The organism is Mycolicibacterium aichiense, from assembly GCF_010726245.1.
Classification (GTDB): domain Bacteria; phylum Actinomycetota; class Actinomycetes; order Mycobacteriales; family Mycobacteriaceae; genus Mycobacterium; species Mycobacterium aichiense.
The window spans coordinates 5,759,113-5,776,299 of record NZ_AP022561.1 but is presented as its reverse complement, the minus strand read 5'-3'; the positions used below and the strand labels follow the sequence as shown (position 1 = coordinate 5,776,299).

Annotated in this window: 15 protein-coding genes; 6 read left to right on the top strand and 9 right to left on the bottom strand. The window is 68.1% G+C overall.

Translation table 11 applies throughout. The annotated features are described in order from the left end of the window. Positions 1 to 119: 119 nt before the first annotated feature. Positions 120 to 2,381 (bottom strand): molybdopterin-dependent oxidoreductase, encoded by a 2,262-nt coding sequence (locus G6N32_RS27630; RefSeq protein WP_115318959.1) that lies wholly within the window; start codon positions 2,379 to 2,381, stop codon positions 120 to 122. A 29-nt stretch (positions 2,382 to 2,410) separates the two neighbouring features. Further along, positions 2,411 to 3,010, bottom strand: a complete 600-nt coding sequence (locus G6N32_RS27625) for a TetR/AcrR family transcriptional regulator (RefSeq protein ID WP_115318013.1) — start codon at positions 3,008 to 3,010, stop codon at positions 2,411 to 2,413. A 90-nt stretch (positions 3,011 to 3,100) separates the two neighbouring features. Here G6N32_RS27625 and G6N32_RS27620 point away from each other — a divergent pair, with 90 nt between their 5' ends. Next, entirely contained in the window at positions 3,101 to 3,886 is a 786-nt protein-coding gene (locus G6N32_RS27620) for a thioesterase family protein (protein WP_115318014.1), read from the top strand. A 3-nt stretch (positions 3,887 to 3,889) separates the two neighbouring features. On the opposite strand, the gene G6N32_RS27615 is transcribed toward G6N32_RS27620, so the two are convergent. The 3 genes from G6N32_RS27615 to G6N32_RS27605 form a co-directional block, all read right to left on the bottom strand. Continuing rightward, a complete protein-coding gene (locus tag G6N32_RS27615) occupies positions 3,890 to 4,273 on the bottom strand; it encodes a PaaI family thioesterase (RefSeq protein WP_115318015.1) in 384 nt (127 codons plus the stop codon). 24 nt (positions 4,274 to 4,297) lie between these two features. After that, positions 4,298 to 6,424 (bottom strand): elongation factor G-like protein EF-G2, encoded by a 2,127-nt coding sequence (locus G6N32_RS27610; RefSeq protein WP_115318016.1) that lies wholly within the window; start codon positions 6,422 to 6,424, stop codon positions 4,298 to 4,300. Between the two features lie 91 nt (positions 6,425 to 6,515). Beyond that, positions 6,516 to 7,991, bottom strand: coding sequence for an adenylate/guanylate cyclase domain-containing protein (locus G6N32_RS27605; protein ID WP_115318017.1), 1,476 nt, complete (start codon positions 7,989 to 7,991; stop codon positions 6,516 to 6,518). Between the two features lie 97 nt (positions 7,992 to 8,088). Between G6N32_RS27605 and G6N32_RS27600 the strand changes: the two genes are divergently transcribed. Beyond that, on the top strand, positions 8,089 to 8,937 hold the full coding sequence (locus G6N32_RS27600) for a TIGR03619 family F420-dependent LLM class oxidoreductase (RefSeq protein WP_115318018.1): 849 nt from the start codon (positions 8,089 to 8,091) through the stop codon (positions 8,935 to 8,937). 4 nt (positions 8,938 to 8,941) lie between these two features. After that, complete coding sequence (locus G6N32_RS27595) at positions 8,942 to 9,742, top strand: SDR family NAD(P)-dependent oxidoreductase (protein WP_115318019.1); 801 nt, start codon at positions 8,942 to 8,944, stop codon at positions 9,740 to 9,742. Here the strand turns inward: G6N32_RS27595 and G6N32_RS27590 are convergent, their stop codons facing one another. Next, the gene (locus G6N32_RS27590; RefSeq protein ID WP_115318020.1) at positions 9,743 to 10,414 is read right to left on the bottom strand and encodes a YoaK family protein; all 672 of its coding nucleotides are present in this window, start codon (positions 10,412 to 10,414) and stop codon (positions 9,743 to 9,745) included. 113 nt (positions 10,415 to 10,527) lie between these two features. Between G6N32_RS27590 and G6N32_RS27585 the strand changes: the two genes are divergently transcribed. Continuing rightward, on the top strand, positions 10,528 to 11,352 hold the full coding sequence (locus tag G6N32_RS27585; RefSeq protein ID WP_115318021.1) for a mycofactocin-coupled SDR family oxidoreductase: 825 nt from the start codon (positions 10,528 to 10,530) through the stop codon (positions 11,350 to 11,352). Positions 11,353 to 11,439: 87 nt separating this feature from the next. On the opposite strand, the gene G6N32_RS27580 is transcribed toward G6N32_RS27585, so the two are convergent. Then, the gene (locus G6N32_RS27580) at positions 11,440 to 13,107 is read right to left on the bottom strand and encodes an acyl-CoA synthetase (RefSeq protein ID WP_115318022.1); all 1,668 of its coding nucleotides are present in this window, start codon (positions 13,105 to 13,107) and stop codon (positions 11,440 to 11,442) included. A 182-nt stretch (positions 13,108 to 13,289) separates the two neighbouring features. On the opposite strand from G6N32_RS27580, the gene G6N32_RS27575 reads away from it, so the two are divergent. Both G6N32_RS27575 and G6N32_RS27570 read left to right on the top strand, forming a co-directional pair. Next, on the top strand, positions 13,290 to 14,006 hold the full coding sequence (locus G6N32_RS27575) for a TetR/AcrR family transcriptional regulator (RefSeq protein ID WP_232077384.1): 717 nt from the start codon (positions 13,290 to 13,292) through the stop codon (positions 14,004 to 14,006). Then, entirely contained in the window at positions 13,999 to 14,907 is a 909-nt protein-coding gene (locus tag G6N32_RS27570; protein WP_115318023.1) for an LLM class F420-dependent oxidoreductase, read from the top strand. The genes G6N32_RS27575 and G6N32_RS27570 overlap by 8 nt, the downstream gene beginning before the upstream one ends. A gap of 21 nt (positions 14,908 to 14,928) precedes the next feature. Here the strand turns inward: G6N32_RS27570 and G6N32_RS27565 are convergent, their stop codons facing one another. After that, positions 14,929 to 16,170 (bottom strand): MCE family protein, encoded by a 1,242-nt coding sequence (locus tag G6N32_RS27565; protein ID WP_115318024.1) that lies wholly within the window; start codon positions 16,168 to 16,170, stop codon positions 14,929 to 14,931. Positions 16,171 to 16,345: 175 nt separating this feature from the next. Next, the gene (locus G6N32_RS27560; protein ID WP_115318025.1) at positions 16,346 to 17,149 is read right to left on the bottom strand and encodes an SGNH/GDSL hydrolase family protein; all 804 of its coding nucleotides are present in this window, start codon (positions 17,147 to 17,149) and stop codon (positions 16,346 to 16,348) included. Positions 17,150 to 17,187: the final 38 nt, after the last annotated feature.

Genomic DNA, 17,187 nt, shown 5'->3' with positions numbered 1-17,187 from the left:
GCTCCCGTCGTGCACGCGATGATGCTGCCGACAGCTACGGGCAGCGCTATGGGTGCAACATAACGGGATTCACGCGCCGCTCGCAATAAATCACGCAATTTACTTTGCGATGATGCGGCTCACCCGGTCGTGACGAGGTCCGCCGACACCGCTTCCAGTCGTGCCGGGACGTGCTTGTGCCAGGGCGTTCCGGCGTAAGGGTCGCGCCAATCGGTGGAGGTGAGTGCGTTCGGGGCGACGCCGGGAACGCGGCGTCGCCCGTCGGCGTCGACGTAGTCCAGACCGAAACCGTTGGGCAGTGCGGCGTGCCCGGCCATCATGGTCTCGCTGATCTCGACGGTCGCCTCGGCGCTTCCCGCGGCCGTGGTGATCCGGACGCGACCGCCGTCGACCAGGCCGAGTGCTGCCGCGTCTTCGACACTGACGCGCAGAGCACCGTCGGCGTCGCGCTTGCGCCAGGACGGATCCCGCAGGATGTCGTTGGCGGTGAAGGCCCGACGCTCGCCGGCGGACAGCACGATCGGGAACTCGGGGTCGGTCAGTTCTGGCCGGACCTTGGCCAATGCGCGGATGTCGTTGAGCATCTCGGGGATCACCAACGCGATCTTGCGGTCCGGGTGACTGATCAACGACCAGTCGTCGGCGTACTCGTGCACGCTGAATGTCACACCGGACTTGCTCTCCAATATCGCGTCGAAGAGCGCATTGCCGTCGGCGTGCCCGGCCCGGCGCACCGCGTCGGGGTAGGTGACGGCGGCTTTCTGCGCCAGCCCCCACAGCGCGGCCGCGCCGGCCAACCCGTCGGGCAGCGTCGGGCCCAGAGTCTCGTACAACACGAACGGCAGTGCCTTGCCCAGCGCCGGGTTGGCGGCGAGTTCGGTGAAGAAGGCCTGGGTGTAGGCGTCGCGTCCTTGCCTGGCGGCGTCGCGCAGCGGGCGCAGATCGTCGTCGCTGACCACACCGAGCGCCCGCACCAGCCGAGACCAGATCTCGGGTTCGGGCAACGTACCGGGAGTCGGCTCGAAAAGCCGGTGGCGCAAGTGGAATTCGTTGCGCGGGAACTCGAAATTGAAGAAGGTGGCTTCCGGCTTCTCGAACTGGCTGGCAGCGGGGAGCACGTAGTGGGCCAGCCGTGCGGTTTCGGTCATCGCCACATCGATCACCACCAGCAGCTCCAGCGATTCGAACGCGGCGCGGCAGTTCTCTGAGTCGGCGATGGAATGGGCGGGGTTGGCGCTCTCCACGATCATCGCCCGGAACCGATCGGGATGGTCGGTCAAGATCTCCTCGGGCACGACGTTCGACGGCACCAGCCCGGCGATAATCGGCGCACCGGTCACCGGGGAGCGCCCGACCCCGCTGAGGCTGAACAGCGGTGCGAACGACGAATGCAGATGCTGTCCGCCGGGTTTGGCGAAACTGCCGGTCAGGATCCAGAGCAGCTTGTTGAGGTAGGAGCACAGCGTGCTGTTGGGTGCCTGTTGCACGCCGAGGTCCTCGAAGACCGCGACCGAATCGGCGCCGGCGATGCGACGGGCGGCGGCGCGCACCAACTCCTCGTCGACGCCGCTGCGCTCGGCGTACTCCGCGATCGGCACCGTCGCCAGCACGGCGCGCACCTCGTCGGCACCGTGCACATGCTCGGCGAGAAACGCCTCATTGCACAGGTTTTCCTGCACGAGCACCGCAGCCAGCGCCGCCAGGCACCAGGCGTCGGCCCCGGGACGCACCCGCAGGTGGAAGTCCGCCATCTTGGCGGTGTCGGTGAGCACCGGGTCGATGACGACCATGGAGCGGGCCGGATCCTTGGCGATGTCGTTGAGCACGGTGCGGGCCCGCGGGAAGCTCTGCGACATCCACGGGTTCTTGCCGACGAACACCGACACCTCGGCGTGCTCGAACTCGCCGCGGGTGTGCCCGCCGTACAGCTGGAAGTCGACCCACGCCTCGCCGGTCTTCTCCTGCGCCAACGCATTCGACCGGTACCGCGAGCCGAGCAGCTTGAGGAAGGCGCCACTGTAGGCGCCACCCAGGTGATTGCCCTGACCGCCGCCGCCGTAGTAGAAGATCTTTTCCCCGCCATAGGCGTCGGCGATCCCGCGGAAACCCTCCGCGATCTCGGTGATCGCAGTGTCCCAATCGATTTCCTCGTAGCTGCCGTCGGATCTGCGGCGCATGGGCGAGGTCAACCGCGACCGATTGTTCTGGTAGTGGTCAAGGCGCAGCGCCTTGTTGCAGGTATAGCCCTGCGACGCGGGGTTGTCCTTGTCGCCGCGGATGCGGGCCAGGGTTCGGACCCCGTCCTCAACGCTGGTCTGCACCACGATGCCGCAGTTGCATTCGCAGAGGATGCATGCGGTGGGTTGCCAGTCAGCGGACATCGGATCTCCTTGGTCCATGGTCGAACTCCTCATCGCGGCTGCGCCGCTTGATCGGTCGTTCGACGGGTGGGCAGTTCGGCTTCGAGCAGGTCGCGCAGTTGCCGATGGACGATGTCGAGTGGTTTGGTGTCGCGCGCCGCGCGGGCGAGCACGATGGCGCCTTCCAGGGCGGCCGTGGTGGTCACCGCCAACTCCTCGGCCCGGTCCTTCGCGATCCCGTCGGCGATCAGGCGCGCGGCGATCAGGTCGTTCCAGCGGGTGAACGTGGCTGCGGCCCGCTCGAGCACCGGGTTGTCCTTGCCTGGCTCACCCGATTCGACGGCGACGGCCACGACCGGGCAGCCGGCCCGGTAGTCGGTGTCGAGCAGGTTCTTGCGATAGAAGCGGGTCAGCCCGTCGAGCATCTCGATGCTGCTGGACGCCTTGGCCAACTTGCCAGCGACAAAATCCGCGACGTAATCGACTGCCTCACTGAGCAATTGGGCGCGTCCGCCGGGAAAGTAGTGGTACGCCGAACCGCGCGGTGCCCCGCTGTGCGCCAGGACGTCGGCGATCGCTGTGGACTGCGCTCCGCGTTCGCGAATCAGCAGTGCGGCCGAGGCGACCATCCGTTCGCGGGGGCTCGTCATGCCTATGTATGTAACCATACATAATCGCGGGACGCCAGGGTCTGGAGCCGGGCGCGCGTGCATCACCGGCGCAGCGGTACCGTCGCGCGAATGTCGTACTTCAGCAGGGTGTCCGAGAACTCCTTCCGGGCCAACGAGCATGCCGGGGGAGCGTGGAACCTCGCCGAACAGCACATCGCCCCGTCGTTCGGACTGCTCGCGCACGCCATCGAGACCGACCGCGACGCGCGCGGCAACGACCACCTGGTGGTGGCGCGGCTGAGCTACGACATCTTGGGCACGGTGCCCGTCGACGCCGTCGTCGAGATCGACGTTCGGGTGCTGCGCCCGGGGCGCACCATCGAGCTCGTCGAAGCCGCACTGACCCACCAGGAACGGGCGGTGGTGCTGGCGCGGGCCTGGCTGATGAAGCGTTACGACACGTCCGCATTGCGAGGCAGCGGCCTGCGACCGATTCCCCCTCCCGCGGAGATGCCGGGATGGGATCCGAGTGCGGTGTGGCCGGGCGGTTTCATCGCGTCGGCCGAGGTGCGACGTGTCGAGGAGCAACCTGGCCGAGCCGTCTACTGGGTGCGGACTCCGGTGCCGCTACTCGACGGCGAGCAGGTGAGCCCGCTGGCCCGCACGGCGGGACTGCTGGACATCGCCAACGGCATGGCGGTCCTGGTGGATCCGCGCGAGGTGGCCTTCCCGAACCTGGACCTCACCGCCCACTTCTTCGCCGAACCGGCCGGCGACTGGGTGGGCTTCGATACCGCTGTGTCGATCGGTCCGAGCGGAATCGGCTTGACGCACAGCATCATTCACGACCAGACCGGCCCGATCGGTGCGGTGTCGCAGAGCTTGACCGTCCGGCCCGGGTCCGGGCTCGGGTAGGGCTCAGACCGCGGCGAAGTTGATCGTGCTGGTCGCGGCCAGTTCGTTGTCCTCACCTCGATGGATGTCGACCTGCACCACGACCGAACGCTTGCCGGTGCGCAGGATCTTGGCGACCGCGCGCGCCGGGCCGACCTTGATCGGCCGCAGATAGCGGACGAACAGGTCGGTGGTGGCGATCCCGAACCCGAACGGGGTGGCGCGGGAGGCCAGCTGTCCGGCGGCCACATCGGCCATCGTGGCGATCAGTCCGCCCTGCAGGCCACCCGCGGTGTTCCTGGTGCGCTCGTCCACCGGCATCTCCAGCACGACGGTGTCGTCTGTGGCTTCGACGACCTGCAGGCCGAGCTGGTCGAACAACTCCCGAAGCGAGCGCGGTGCGGTCATGGAGAACGACGTTACCGCGCGATGCTAGACCTCGACCTTCGCCGCGGCGGTTTCCGGCATCGGCTCGTAGCGGGCGAACGACCGGGTGAACGACGCGGCGCCGTGGGTGAGGCTGCGCATGTCGATCGCATACCGGGTCAGCTCCGCCTGGGGCACCTCTGCCCGGATCAGGGTGTGGTTCTCTCGCGCCTGCTCGGTGCCCAGCACCCGGCCCCGCCGCCCGGACAGATCGCCCATCACCGCACCGACGAGATCGTCGGGCACGTCGATGGTGACCTCATCGACCGGTTCGAGCAGATCGATGCGGGTCGCCGCGGCCGCTTCCCGTAGCGCCAGTCCACCGGCCATCTGGAACGCCATGTCGGACGAGTCGACGCTGTGCGCCTTGCCGTCGACCAGCGTCACCCGGATATCGACGACGGGATAGCCGCCATGCACGCCCCGTTCCATCTGGGCGCGCACCCCCTTCTCGACGCTGGGGATGAACTGGCGGGGAACCGCGCCGCCGACGACCTTGTCGACGAACTCGAAGCCACCACCTTGCGGCAGCGGCTCCACTTCGATGTCGCAGACCGCGAACTGCCCGTGTCCGCCAGACTGCTTCACGTGGCGGCCGTGACCCTTGGCGGGGCCGCCGAAGGTCTCCCGCAACGGAATCCGGACGTCGACGGTGTCGACGTGGACGCCGTAGCGATTCGCCAGCGCGTCGAGCACCACGCTGGAGTGCGCTTCACCCATGCACCACAGCACGATCTGATGAGTCTCGGGGTTCTGCTCGATGCGCAGCGTCGGGTCCTCGGCGGCCAGCCGCTGCAAGCCGACCGAGAGTTTGTCCTCGTCGGTCTTGGCGCGGGCGGCGATCGCCACCGGCAGCAGCGGCTCCGGCATGGTCCACGGCTTGAGCAAGAGCGGATCTGTCTTGTCCGACAACGTGTCTCCGGTCTCGGCGCGGGTGAGCCTGCCGATTGCGCAGATGTCCCCCGCCACCACCTGCGCGGCGGGGCGCTGCTGCTTGCCCAGCGGGAACGACAGCGTGCCGATGCGTTCGTCTTCGTCGTGGTCGGCGTGCGTGTTCGCCTCGAAGAAGGCCGAAAAATGGCCCGACACATGCACTGTCGTGTCGGGCCTGATGGTGCCGGAGAACACCCGGACCAGGCTGACCCTGCCGACATAGGGGTCCGACGTCGTCTTGACCACCTCGGCCAACAGCGGTCCGTCCGGATCGCAGGACAGTCCGTCGCGGGCCACGCCGTGCGGGGTGTAGACCTCGGGCAGAACATGCTCGGGCGGCGACGGGAAGCCGCGGGCGGCGACCTCCAGCAGCTCCACGGTGCCGACGCCGGTGCCGCTGCAGACGGGGATGACGGGGAAGAACGCGCCACGCTCGACGGCTCGCTCCAAATCCTCGACCAGCACGGTCTCGTCGATTACCTCACCGCCGAGGTAGCGCTCCATCAGCGATTCGTCCTCGGACTCCTCGATGATGCCTTCGATCAGGGTGCCGCGATGCTCATCGATCCGAGCGGTGTACGCGTCGTCGGGCGGATGGACGGTCCGGGTGCCGTCCCGGTAGTCGTACTGGCTGCCCGACAGCAACCCGACCAGGCCGGTCTCGGTGGGTAGGTACAGCGGTAGGACTTTGTCGCCGAAGGCATCCTGCGCGGCACGCAGCGCGGTGTCGTAGTTGGCGCGGGCGTGATCGAGTTTGGTGATCACCACCGCGCGCGGCATGCCGACGTCGTCGCATTCATGCCACAGCCTCCTGGTGGCCTCGTCGACGCCATCGTTCGCGGCGATCACGAACAACGCACACTCGGCGGCGCGCAGGCCGGCCCGCAGTTCCCCGACGAAGTCGGCATAGCCCGGGGTGTCGATCAGGTTGACCTTGATGCCGTCGTGCGGGATGGGTGCCAGCGCAAGCCCGATCGAACGTTGTTGACGGATCGCGGCATCGTCGAAGTCGCACACCGTGGTGCCGTCGACCACCGTCCCCGCTCGCGGCAGCACGCCGGATGCGACGAGAAGGCTTTCGACGAGCGTGGTCTTGCCGGCACCGGACGGGCCGACGAGCACGACGTTGCGGATGGCGGCCGGACTGTCCGCGGCGGGAGCCGATCGGGCGGCCTGGGAAGTGTTCGTCTTGTCGGCCATGACAAACCTTCCCCCGCGCGCGTAGGCGCGCAGATTCGACTACAGCTACCATTCACCCGATGCCGCGGTCGGCACAAGAGATCGGGGGAATTCAGGCGGTGGGCGCCGACATTCGGGTCGGCTCGAGACGGCCGCGCAGCACCTCCGAGGCGTACTCCACCCAGTGCGCACGCTCGGCGCCGTCGGCGTTGGCCAGGGCGACGGCCGAGCACAGCGCGCGTTCGCCGGTGGCCTTGGCCCGATCGGCAAGGCGCGCAGCCTCGTTGACCGGGTCGCCGATCACCGTGTACTCGTAGCGATGCTCGGCGCCGATGTTCCCGGCGAACACCCGCCCGGCCGACACCCCGATGCCGAAGTCCACGACCGGAAGCCGGCGCAGCGCGACCGTCAGCGCGCGGGCGGTCGCCAGTGCATCCGACGCCGCGCGGGCACTGGGCAGGGGTGCACCGAACACCGCCAGCACCGCGTCGCCCTGGAACTTGTTGATCAGGCCGTGCCGTTCGTCGACGGAATCGACGACGATCTGGAAGAAGTCGTTGAGCACCCCGGCCACCTCGGCCGGCGAACTGCTTTGCGCCAGCTGCGTCGAGCCGACCAGATCGACGAACAGCACCGCCGCCTCCCGAACTTCGCCGGTGAGGCTGTCGGCGTCGCTGACCGCGCGTAGCGCCACGTCTGTCCCCACGTGGCGGCCGAACAGATCGCGCAGCCGGTCGCGTTCGGCGAGCCCGGCCACCATGCGGTTGAAACCGCTTTGCAGCCGCCCGATTTCGGAACGTTCGTAGACGTCGACCCGGGTCCCGATCTGGCCGCGTTCCACCTTCGCCATGGCGGCGACGACGTCGTGCACCGGGTCGGAGATGGACACTGCGACGATCGCCATGCCGCGCAGCCCGACCAGGACCGAGATCACCGACAGCACGATGACGGGTATCTCGATCGACGCGTTCTTCTGGATGATCCAGCCGCTGGCGCGCATCAGCACCACCACCGCGATGCCGATGCTGGGCAGCGCGCTGCTCATCACCCACATCAGCAGGAGCCTCGGCAGCACACCCGGTGCGGTGTCGCGACCCGGCGTCGATCCCATGACGGCCGCGGTGATGGGGCGCATCGGCCGCTGGATCAGCAGCAGCGCGGCGCCGGCCGAGGTGGTGGTGCCGAACAGCACCAGCATGCCGATCAGCCAAGCCGCTGCCGCCCCGCCGTCGCGGTTGACGATGAACAGGATGGTGCCGCTGATCAGCCAGATGGCCGTCAACAACGCCGACTGGTGCCGCAGGAAATTCTCGACGAACACCCGGTCGCGATGCGACGGTGACTCGCCTGCGGTGAACCAGCGCAGCCTGCGGTCGACGACGAGAATTGCGTAGCCGATCGATCCGGCGAAGCCGAACACCGACAGCGTGACCGAGGCGATCAGCGTGTCGGTTCCGAAGACGGTCTCGGCTTGCGGCACCAACTCGTGACGCAGCGGCATCACCAAGACGGTCAGCTCGACACCGGCGAGGATCTGCGCGAGCACGAGGGCCAGGGCGTAGCGGACCTTCAGCCTGCTCGCCGTCATGGGTTCAGACGCTACTGCGACAACCGGGCAGAATCACGCTCTCCAGAATTGAGAGTAGTACTTCCGATGGTGGGGTCCGCTGCGTAACATCCGCGCTGTGAAGTTCGGGATTCCACTGGGTGGCGTTCACCCCGGCCTATGGCGGGACCTGACGGTGCGGGCCGAGGAGCTGGGCTTCGAGTCGGTGTGGCTTCCCGAGCATCTGGTGTTGCCTGCCGAGATGTCCGGCAGCCCGCATGACGGCGACAGTCATCCGCCGATTCCGCCGCAGACGCCGATGTTCGACGCGATCGCCTACCTGTCGTATCTGGCCGGCCAGACCAGCACGATCCGACTGGGCACCTACGTCTACAACATCGGGTTGCGCCATCCGTTCGTCAGCGCCCGTGCGGCCGCGACGCTGGACATCGTCTCGGACGGCCGGTTCGACTTCGGTATCGGTGCCAGTTGGCTGCGCGAGGAATGGGACGCCGCCGGTCTGGACTTCAGTACTCGCGGCGCCCGCGTCGACGAGGCGCTCGAGGTGTGCCGGGCGCTGTGGACCGAGCCGACCACCGAACACCACGGCCGGTTCTTCGACTTCGATGCCGTCGCTTTCGAACCCAAGCCGGTGCAGCCGGGTGGACCGCCGATCCACGTCGGCGGCGACGGCCTGCCCGCGTTGCGCCGGGTCGCCCGGTTCGGCTCCGGCTGGATTCCGATGAATCACACGCTGGACCAGATTCCCGGGTCGGTGCGCAAGCTCTCGGCGCTGTGGGCCGAGCACGGCCGGACGGGCACGCCGGAGGTGACCGCGTCGGCTCCGGCAGAGTCGCCCGCTGATGTGCGCCGCGCGGCGGATGCGGGCATCGACCGGATGATCGTCATGCCGTGGCGGCGCACCCGCGAGGCGCTCGACGGTATCGCCCGTTTCGCCGATGACGTGCTGAACCCATCGCGGAGTTGAGGCCGTGACGATCTCGCCGTCGGACATCCTGCTGACCGGCCGGGTCGCGGTGGTGACCGGCGGCGGCACGGGTATCGGCCGCGGGATCGCCGACGGATTGGCGCAATTCGGGGCGACGGTCGCCATCTGGGAGCGTGACGGCGACAGCTGCGCGGCAACCGCGGCCGAGCTGGGGGTGCTCGGCATCGTGGCCGACGTTCGTGACAGCGGACAGGTCGACACCGCGCTGGCGCGTACCCGCGACGAGCTCGGGCCGGTCAGCATTTTGGTCAACAACGCCGGCGGGGTATTCGCCTCGCCGCTGCTGGACACCAGCGAAAACGGTTGGGACGCCTTGTACAAGGCGAACCTTCGACACGTCCTGCTGTGCACGCAGCGGGTGGCCAGACAGCTGGTCGAGGACGGGTGCGGCGGCAGCGTCATTTCCGTGACCTCGATCGAGGGAGTCCGCGCGGCACCCGGATACGCGGCCTACTCCGCGGCGAAGGCCGGGGTCATCAACTACACCAGGACGGCGGCGTTCGAGCTGGCGCCGCACCGCATCCGGGTCAACGCCATCGCGCCCGACATCACCATCACCGAGGGCCTGCTGGCGCTGTCGCCCAACGGGATACGGCCCGAACTCAGCCAGGCCGTGCCGTTGGGCCGGCTCGGCGACGTCGACGAGATCGCCTCGGCAGCTGTCTTTCTCGCCTCCGACATGGCGCGATACATCACCGGCCAAACGCTCCACGTCGACGGTGGCACCCAGGCTGCGGGCGGCTGGTACCACGCCGACGGCGGCGCCCGGTTCGGGCCGGCCTGATCAGCTGTCGACGCGGCGGTCCACGCCGAACAGGACCGCGGCCACCAGCACGCACACGGCCGCGACAGCGATGGTCAACGGCACCGACACCTGCACCAGCAGCGCCCCGGCGACCGCACCGGCCAGCATCGTCGTGATTGACGCCAACCGGCGGACGGGCTTGGCGCCCGGCCCTCCCGCGACACGACTGTCGGCGGCCAGCCCTGTCACCGTCAGCGTCAGCACCGTGGTGGTCAGGTCGGCGACCGCCATCCGCCGGGCCGTGCTGTTCTGCAGGCCGAACGCGAACGCCAGCGTCGCGACGATGGCCGGGCGGCCCAACGCGGGGACGCCGAAGGCGGCAGCGGCGGTCGCGACGGCGCCGAGGAGCACCGCCTGCACCAGCAGCACCGACATCGGCCAGGTCGGCGACGCCGCCACCCGGTGGCCGACGGCACCGCCTACCAGTGCGCCGAACATGAACGCGCCCAACGCGATCAGCGCCATCCACGCCGACAGCCCGGAGCTGGGATTTGCCGCGAAGCCGAGGAAGACGATGTTGCCCGTCATGTTGGCGACAAAGACGTGGCCGAGGCCGAGGTAGGACACGGCATCGATCACCCCGGTGCCCGCGGTGAGGCTCAACAGTGCCGCGATGGTGCGTCGCGACGTGGTGGATGCGGTGACGCTCACGGCAGGACTGCGGCCCGCACCGCGACGAGGTTGATCTGCATAGGCTGCACAGCAGCCGGAGCGGTTCCCGCATTCCCGACCATCCACCCGCGCCCCGTACGTATGGTGAGGCCGTGACAAATAATCGCCCGTTGGAGGGCAGGGTCGCCTACGTCACCGGTGGGGCCAGGGGACAGGGCCGCGCGCACTGTATCCGGCTGGCCCAGGCCGGTGCCGACATCGTCACCATCGATGCCTGCGGGCCGGTGGGCAACCACATCGGGTACGAACCGTCGACTCCGGAGGACCTCGCCGACACCGTGCGTCTGGTGGAGGACGAAGGCGTGAAGATCAGCGCCGAGCGGGTCGATGTGCGTGACCACGACGGGCAGAAGCGGGTGATCGCCTCTGCCATCGAGCAATTCGGCCGCCTCGACGTCGTCGTCGCCAACGCGGGAGTGATGAGCTGGGGCCGGGCCTGGGAGATCCCGCCGGAGCAGTGGCAGGAGATCATCGACGTCAACCTCACCGGGTTCTTCAACACCGTGCAGGCCTGCGTGCCTGCGATGATCGAGGCCGGCAACGGTGGTTCGATCATCGCGATCAGCTCGTCGGCGGGCATCAAGGCCGTGCCGGGTGCCGGGCACTACTGCGCCAGCAAGTTCGGCGTTGTGGGACTGGCGAATTCGCTTGCGCTCGAGGTGGGCGAGTACGGGATCCGGGTGAACTCGGTGCACACCTACGGTGTCGACACCGCTCTGGGCAACGACCTGTCGATGTACTCGACGTTCGAGAAGCACCCGCACTACGTCTACAGCTTCTCGCCGGGCGCGCTGCCCACCGAGTCGCTGATCGCGCCGAACCAGGTCAGCGAAGTGGTGCTGTTCCTGGCCAGTGATGCGTCGGCGTTGCTGACCGCCGCCCAGATTCCGGCGGACAAGGGCTACATGAAGGTGTAGGCAGTCCGCCGAGCGTAACGCCAGGGCGGGTTTTCGCTCGAATTTCCGCCATGACGTTACGTTCGAGGGGGAGCGGCCCCGGGCGATCTAGGCTTGGGCGCCAAGGCTTTCCACGGCGAGCTCCTTGGCCCAGCGGTAGTCGGCCTTGCCTGCGGGGGAGCGCAGCACCTTCTCGGTGCGGATGAACGCCTTCGGCAGTTTGTAGTGCGCGATGTGCTCGCGGCAGGCGTCGGCCAGCTCGGCATCGGTGGCGCTCTTCCCCTCGGCGAACTGCACGATGGCCACCACCTCGCTGCCCCACCGTTCCGACGGCCGCCCGGCGACCACCACGTCGTACACCGCGGGATGGCTGGCGACCGCGCGCTCGACCTCCTCGGCGAAGATCTTCTCCCCACCGGAATTGATGGTGACCGAGTCGCGGCCGAGCAGTTCGATCTGGCCGTCCTCCAGGAAGCGTGCGCGGTCACCGGGCACCGACCAGCGCACGCCGTCGATGGTGGGGAAGGTGCGCGCCGACTTCTCGGCGTCACCGAGGTAGCCCAGCGGGACGTAGGCCCGTCGCGCCAGCCAGCCCTCGCCTTCGCCGGGCGCGAGCACGTGGCTGAAATCCGTTGAGATGATGGCGGTGTCGTGCTGCGGGGTGAAGGTCGCGGCCTTCTGCTCGACGCCCTTGGCCGCCATCGTCGTCATCTGCATGCCGGTCTCCGACGCTCCGACGGCGTCGAGCACCATCAGGTTGGGCAGGGCGGCCAGCAGCCGTTCGCGGACCGTCGGCGACAGCGGTGCGCCGCCGTTGGTGATGGTCACCAGGCCCGACAGGTCGTAGTTACCGGTCTCGATCTCGTCGAGCAGCGGCCGGGCGATCGCGTCGCCGACGACCGGAATGCTCAGCACGCGTTCACGTTCGGCCAGCCGCATCACCGCAGGGGCGTTGAGCCGGTCGACGTCGTCGGGCAGCACCATCCAGCCGCCGGTGCTGAACATGTTGAACGCCGCCCACTGCGCCGCGCCGTGCATCAGCGGCGGGATCATCAGCACCGACCGGAAGCCGGCGTTGGTGCGGGCCTGCTCGGCGAGTTCGGCGTACGTCGACAGTGACGTGTCGGACCCGAACGGCCTGCCGCCCATCGCCGACATGAAGATGTCGTGCTGGCGCCACAGCACGCCCTTGGGCATCCCGGTGGTTCCACCGGTGTAGAGGATGTAGAGGTCGTCGCCGCTGGGGGTGGGCATGCCGCCGGCCGGCTCGGGCGTGCTGACGATGGACTCGTAGTCGACTGCGCCGGGCAACAATTCGTTGCCGCTGGCGTCGGCGACCTGGATCAGCACCCGCAGCTCCGGAAGTCGGTCGCGGATGGCGGCCACGCACGGCGCGAACTCGGCGCCGTAGACCAGGGCCTTGGCGCCCGAGTCGGTGAGCAGGTAGAGGAGCTCTTCCTCCACGTAGCGATAGTTGACGTTGAACGGCGCGACCCGGGCCCGATAACCGGCGACCATCGCCTCGAGGTACTGGTTTCCGTTGCGCAGGTACAGCCCGATGTGGTCCTGGCCGGACTCGTGCGGCGCCAGCTGGTCACGTTCGGTGTGGCAGCCCAGTCCCTGCGCGGTGAGGTAGTGCGCGACGCCGTCGATGCGCGCATCGAGCTGTGCGTAGGTCAGGCGTTGGCCCCGCCAGATGAGAGCCTCGTGATCCGGCAGCGTCTCGGCGACGGTGTGGAACACCGACGAAAGGTCGAAGCTGACGGCGCTGCTCATGGGCGGTCCTCCGGGTGGCCGGGACTAGAACGCGTTCTAGTCTGCCACGGGCGCCGGCGTCGGCAGCTGGCGGAACATCACCTACCGGGACCCGCCATGAGGCGACGGCAGCGCGGGCGTTGGCAGCTAATCCCCAGCGATAAATGGTGGTGTGCCTCCACTTTGGCGAGTAGTCTGGCCTGGTGATTCCGGGCGCACAACGGGGTGTCGAGCGGTCCAAGCCACTGCGGGCCGACGCCGAACGTAACCGGGAGCGGATCGTCTCCGCTGCCGCCCGGCTGTTCGCCGAGCAAGGGCTGTCGGTTCCCCTCGAGGACGTCGCCCGCGCCGCCGAGGTGGGGGTGGCGACGCTCTACCGCCGCTTCCCGACCCGGACCGACCTGGCGATCGCGGCCTTCGAGCGGAACATGACGTCCTACGAGGACGCGGTCGACAAAGCCCTGGACAACCCGTGCGCCTGGGACGGCTTTCGAGACCTCGTGTACGACGTCTGCGCGCTGCAGGCCTCCGATCCGGGACTGCGGGCGCTGCTCACCACCGCGTTCCCGGCCAGCTCGGTCATCGAGCAGCGCGCCGCTGGAGCGGTCGAGAAACTCGGTCAGGTGATCACCCGGGCGCAACAGGACGGGACACTGCGCCCGGACATCGGCGTAGGGGACATCGTGGTGATGCTGCTGGCCAACACCGGTGTCCTGGAAGCGACCCGCGAACACGCACCGGGCGCGTGGCGCCGGTTCGCGGCGCTGATGGTCGACTCGTTCCGGGTCGGGCCGCAGCAGGCGCTGCCGCCGCCGACCCCGGCTGAAGAGCTCCGCAGTTCGATCGCCATGCTGACAGGCGACACCTTGCGCATCGAATCACTTCCCCCGACCGAGCCACTGAGGAGCGACCTTGACTGACCGCCCGACCATCGACTTTCCGGCCCGCATCGGCGTGTGGTGGGCGAGCGAGAGTTGGTCGATGCCCGCAGCCGTCGAAGTGGCGCAGGAAATCGAAGCGCTCGGCTTCGGATCGCTGTTCATCCCGGAGGTCGGTCTGAAGGACGCCATGGTGCAGTCCGCGGTGTTCCTGGCCGGAACGCAGCGCCTGGTGCTGGGCACCGGGATCGCCAATATCCACGCCCGGCTGGCGACGATCGCCGAGGGTGGCGGCCGCAGTCTGACCGCGGCCTACCCCGGCCGTTTCGTCCTCGGTCTCGGCGTCAGCCACGGGCCGTTGGTGGAGAACATGCTGGGCGGAACGTACGACAAGCCGCTGGCCACCATGCGCGGTTATCTGGACCGGATGGCCGGTCTGCCGGAATTCGTGGAGCCGGGCTCCGGGCGTCCGACCCGTCTGCTGGCGGCCCTCGGCCCGAAGATGATCGAGCTGTCCGGCACGCACGCCGACGGCGCGCATCCCTACCTCGTGCTGCCGGAGCAGACCGCGACCACCCGCGAGATTCTCGGGCCGGACAAGTGGGTGGTGTCCGAGCAGGCCGTCGTCGTCGGGGAGACTGCCGAGGAGCAGATGCGCCGGGCCCACCTGCATCTCGAGGTCTATTCGGGTCTGCCCAACTACCGCAACTCGTGGCTGCGCCAGGGCTTCGACGAGTCCGATCTGGTGCGCGGCGGTTCGGACCGGCTTGCCGAGCGCATCGTGGGGCAGGGTTCGGTCGAAGAGGCCGCCGCATCGGTGACCGCCCACCTCGACGCCGGCGCCGACCACGTGGTGGTGCAGGTGCTCGGCGACGGCAACCCGAGCTGGGATCCGCGGCCCGCACTGCGCGAACTGGCGTCGGCGCTCGACCTCAAGGGCTGATCGCCGATCGGCTGATCGACCTCAGGGGTTGATCGTGTTCTCGCCGACCTGACGTCCCCACACGTACTCGGTGAGGATGGGCTGGCCGAGTTCGAAGTGGTTGTAGGGGGCAAGCGAGGCGCCGTAGTCGGCGACCAGGAACGGTGCCGGCCAGAAGTCGTGGGTGATGGGCTGCCAGCAGCCCGGTGCACCGCCGGGACCGCCCTGGGCGTTGACCCGCGGCAGGTTGTCGGGATACACGTACGGGTTGGCTGCGCCGGTCAGCCCGATGTGGAAGTCGATGGAGTAGCCGTTGCCGCCGGCGCTGTCCTTGGCGTTGGACGTCGCGTAGTTGCGCACGGTGCACAGGATCTCGGGGCTGTAGGTGTCGAACAGCTGGGCGGTAGGGATCAGGTCGGCCTGGCCGCGGACGAAGTACGGGCCGCCGCGCTCGAAGATGTCGGCGCCGGTGTTGGCGAACCCGGTGGAGGCCAGCAGCGCGGCGTCAAGATCCCTCTGCTGGGCGTTGAGCGTGCTGGCGGTGGTGACCGCGTGGTCCAGGGAGTCCCAGAACTGCGGGCTGGCCTTGATGTAGACGTCGGCCAGGTTCGACAGCTGCCTGATGTTGGTGCGGATCTGCGGCATCTGCGGGTTGACGTCGTCGAGCACCGCGTTGCCGTTGACGATCGACTGGCCGAACTTGGTGCCCAGACCGTTGAGCGCCTCGGCGGCCGCGCTGAGGGTCAAATTCAGCTTGACCGGATCGACCTTCTCCGAGATCGAGGTGAGCGTCTCGAACAACGTGTTGAACTCCGTCGTCACGTGGGACACGTCGATCACGTCGCCGCTGGAGATCCGCTGCTTGGACGGGTCGGGCGGGCTGCGGAAGGACACGTACTTGTTGCCGAAGACGGTGCTGGCCTTGACCTCGGCGATGGCGTTGGCCGGGATCAGCGCGACGTACTTCGGGTTGACGTTCAGCGACAGCTTGGCTTTGGTGGTGCCGTCACGCTCGACGGCGTCGACGCCGGTGACACGACCGATCTCGACGCCGTTGTAGGTGACCTTCGAACCCGGGTCCATCACCAGACCGGCCCGCTGCGAAATGAGGGTCAGCTCGGTCTTGGGCGTGAACCCGCCCCGGAACTGCATGTAGACGAGCACAACGATGATCGTGAGCAAGATGGCGGTCACCGCGAACGCGGTCTTCAGCGGGGGTGAGAACTGCCAGTGCCGGGCGCGGGACTCGAGCCACCCCGGCGCAGCGCCGTCGCGGTCAGCCATGTCCGCGCCTACCCATCTCGGGTCCCCTCCACCGACTGCGGTTCACCCGCAGATCGCCATTCGTTGCCCTGTCACTATCCCACGCAGGCCGCTGACGTCGGGGTTTTCAGACCAATCGATATCAGTGATGAACTCCGGGTGCGGGGGCCGGCGTGACGTGGCTCACACCGGGATTTCAGGCCGTCTGGTTGGCTTCCAACACCAGCTGGGAAACAGGCTGCAGGACACCGTATTTCGGATCCCTGCCGTCGCCCGAGGACCGGCCGCGCGCATGCCGCCACAGCCACGGAATCAGCAGACCGCGGGTCCACTGGCCTTGCGCGTACATCCGCTGCCAGAAGCTGTCTTGGATCTCCTCGCCGCTGGGCTGCGCCCAATCATGGTTACTGCCGGGCAGTTTCAATGCTTCTGCAGCGGCCTCGGCAAACAGGATGTGGCCCCGGGTCGAGGCGTGCATGCGGTCGTGGCTCCAGTTCGACGTCTCGTTCATCGACTCGGCGTTGTAGAGATCGACCAGACCGAACCCATGCCGGTCGGCGGCCTGGCGAATGACCGCGTTGACCTGCCGGATGCGCGCACCGATCAACCGGCCCACCGGCAGCATCTTCGCGACGTCGGGGAATGTCGTCGTCACCACCGTGGCCCCGGATTCCGCCAGCTGTCGGTAGACGTCGTCGAGATCGGCCATTGCTTTGGCGAACGTGCGGCCCGGCCGCGTCACGTCGTTCATCCCGATGCAGACGGTGACCAGATCAGGGTCCATCGACAGCGCTCGGGGCAGCTGATCTTGCAGCACGTCGATCACCCGCTTGCCCCGGATCGCGAGGTTGGCGTACAGCAATCCGGGATGGCGGTGGTCCAGGGTGGCGGCGAGCCGGTCGGCGAACCCGATCAGTCCCTGTGTGTCGTCGCCGTCCCACAGACCTTCGGTCTGACTGTCGCCGATCGCGACATAGCGAGAGAAGCCGATGTCGGACATGAACTTCGACTTTAGCGCCGTACACCGCAGTACGATCG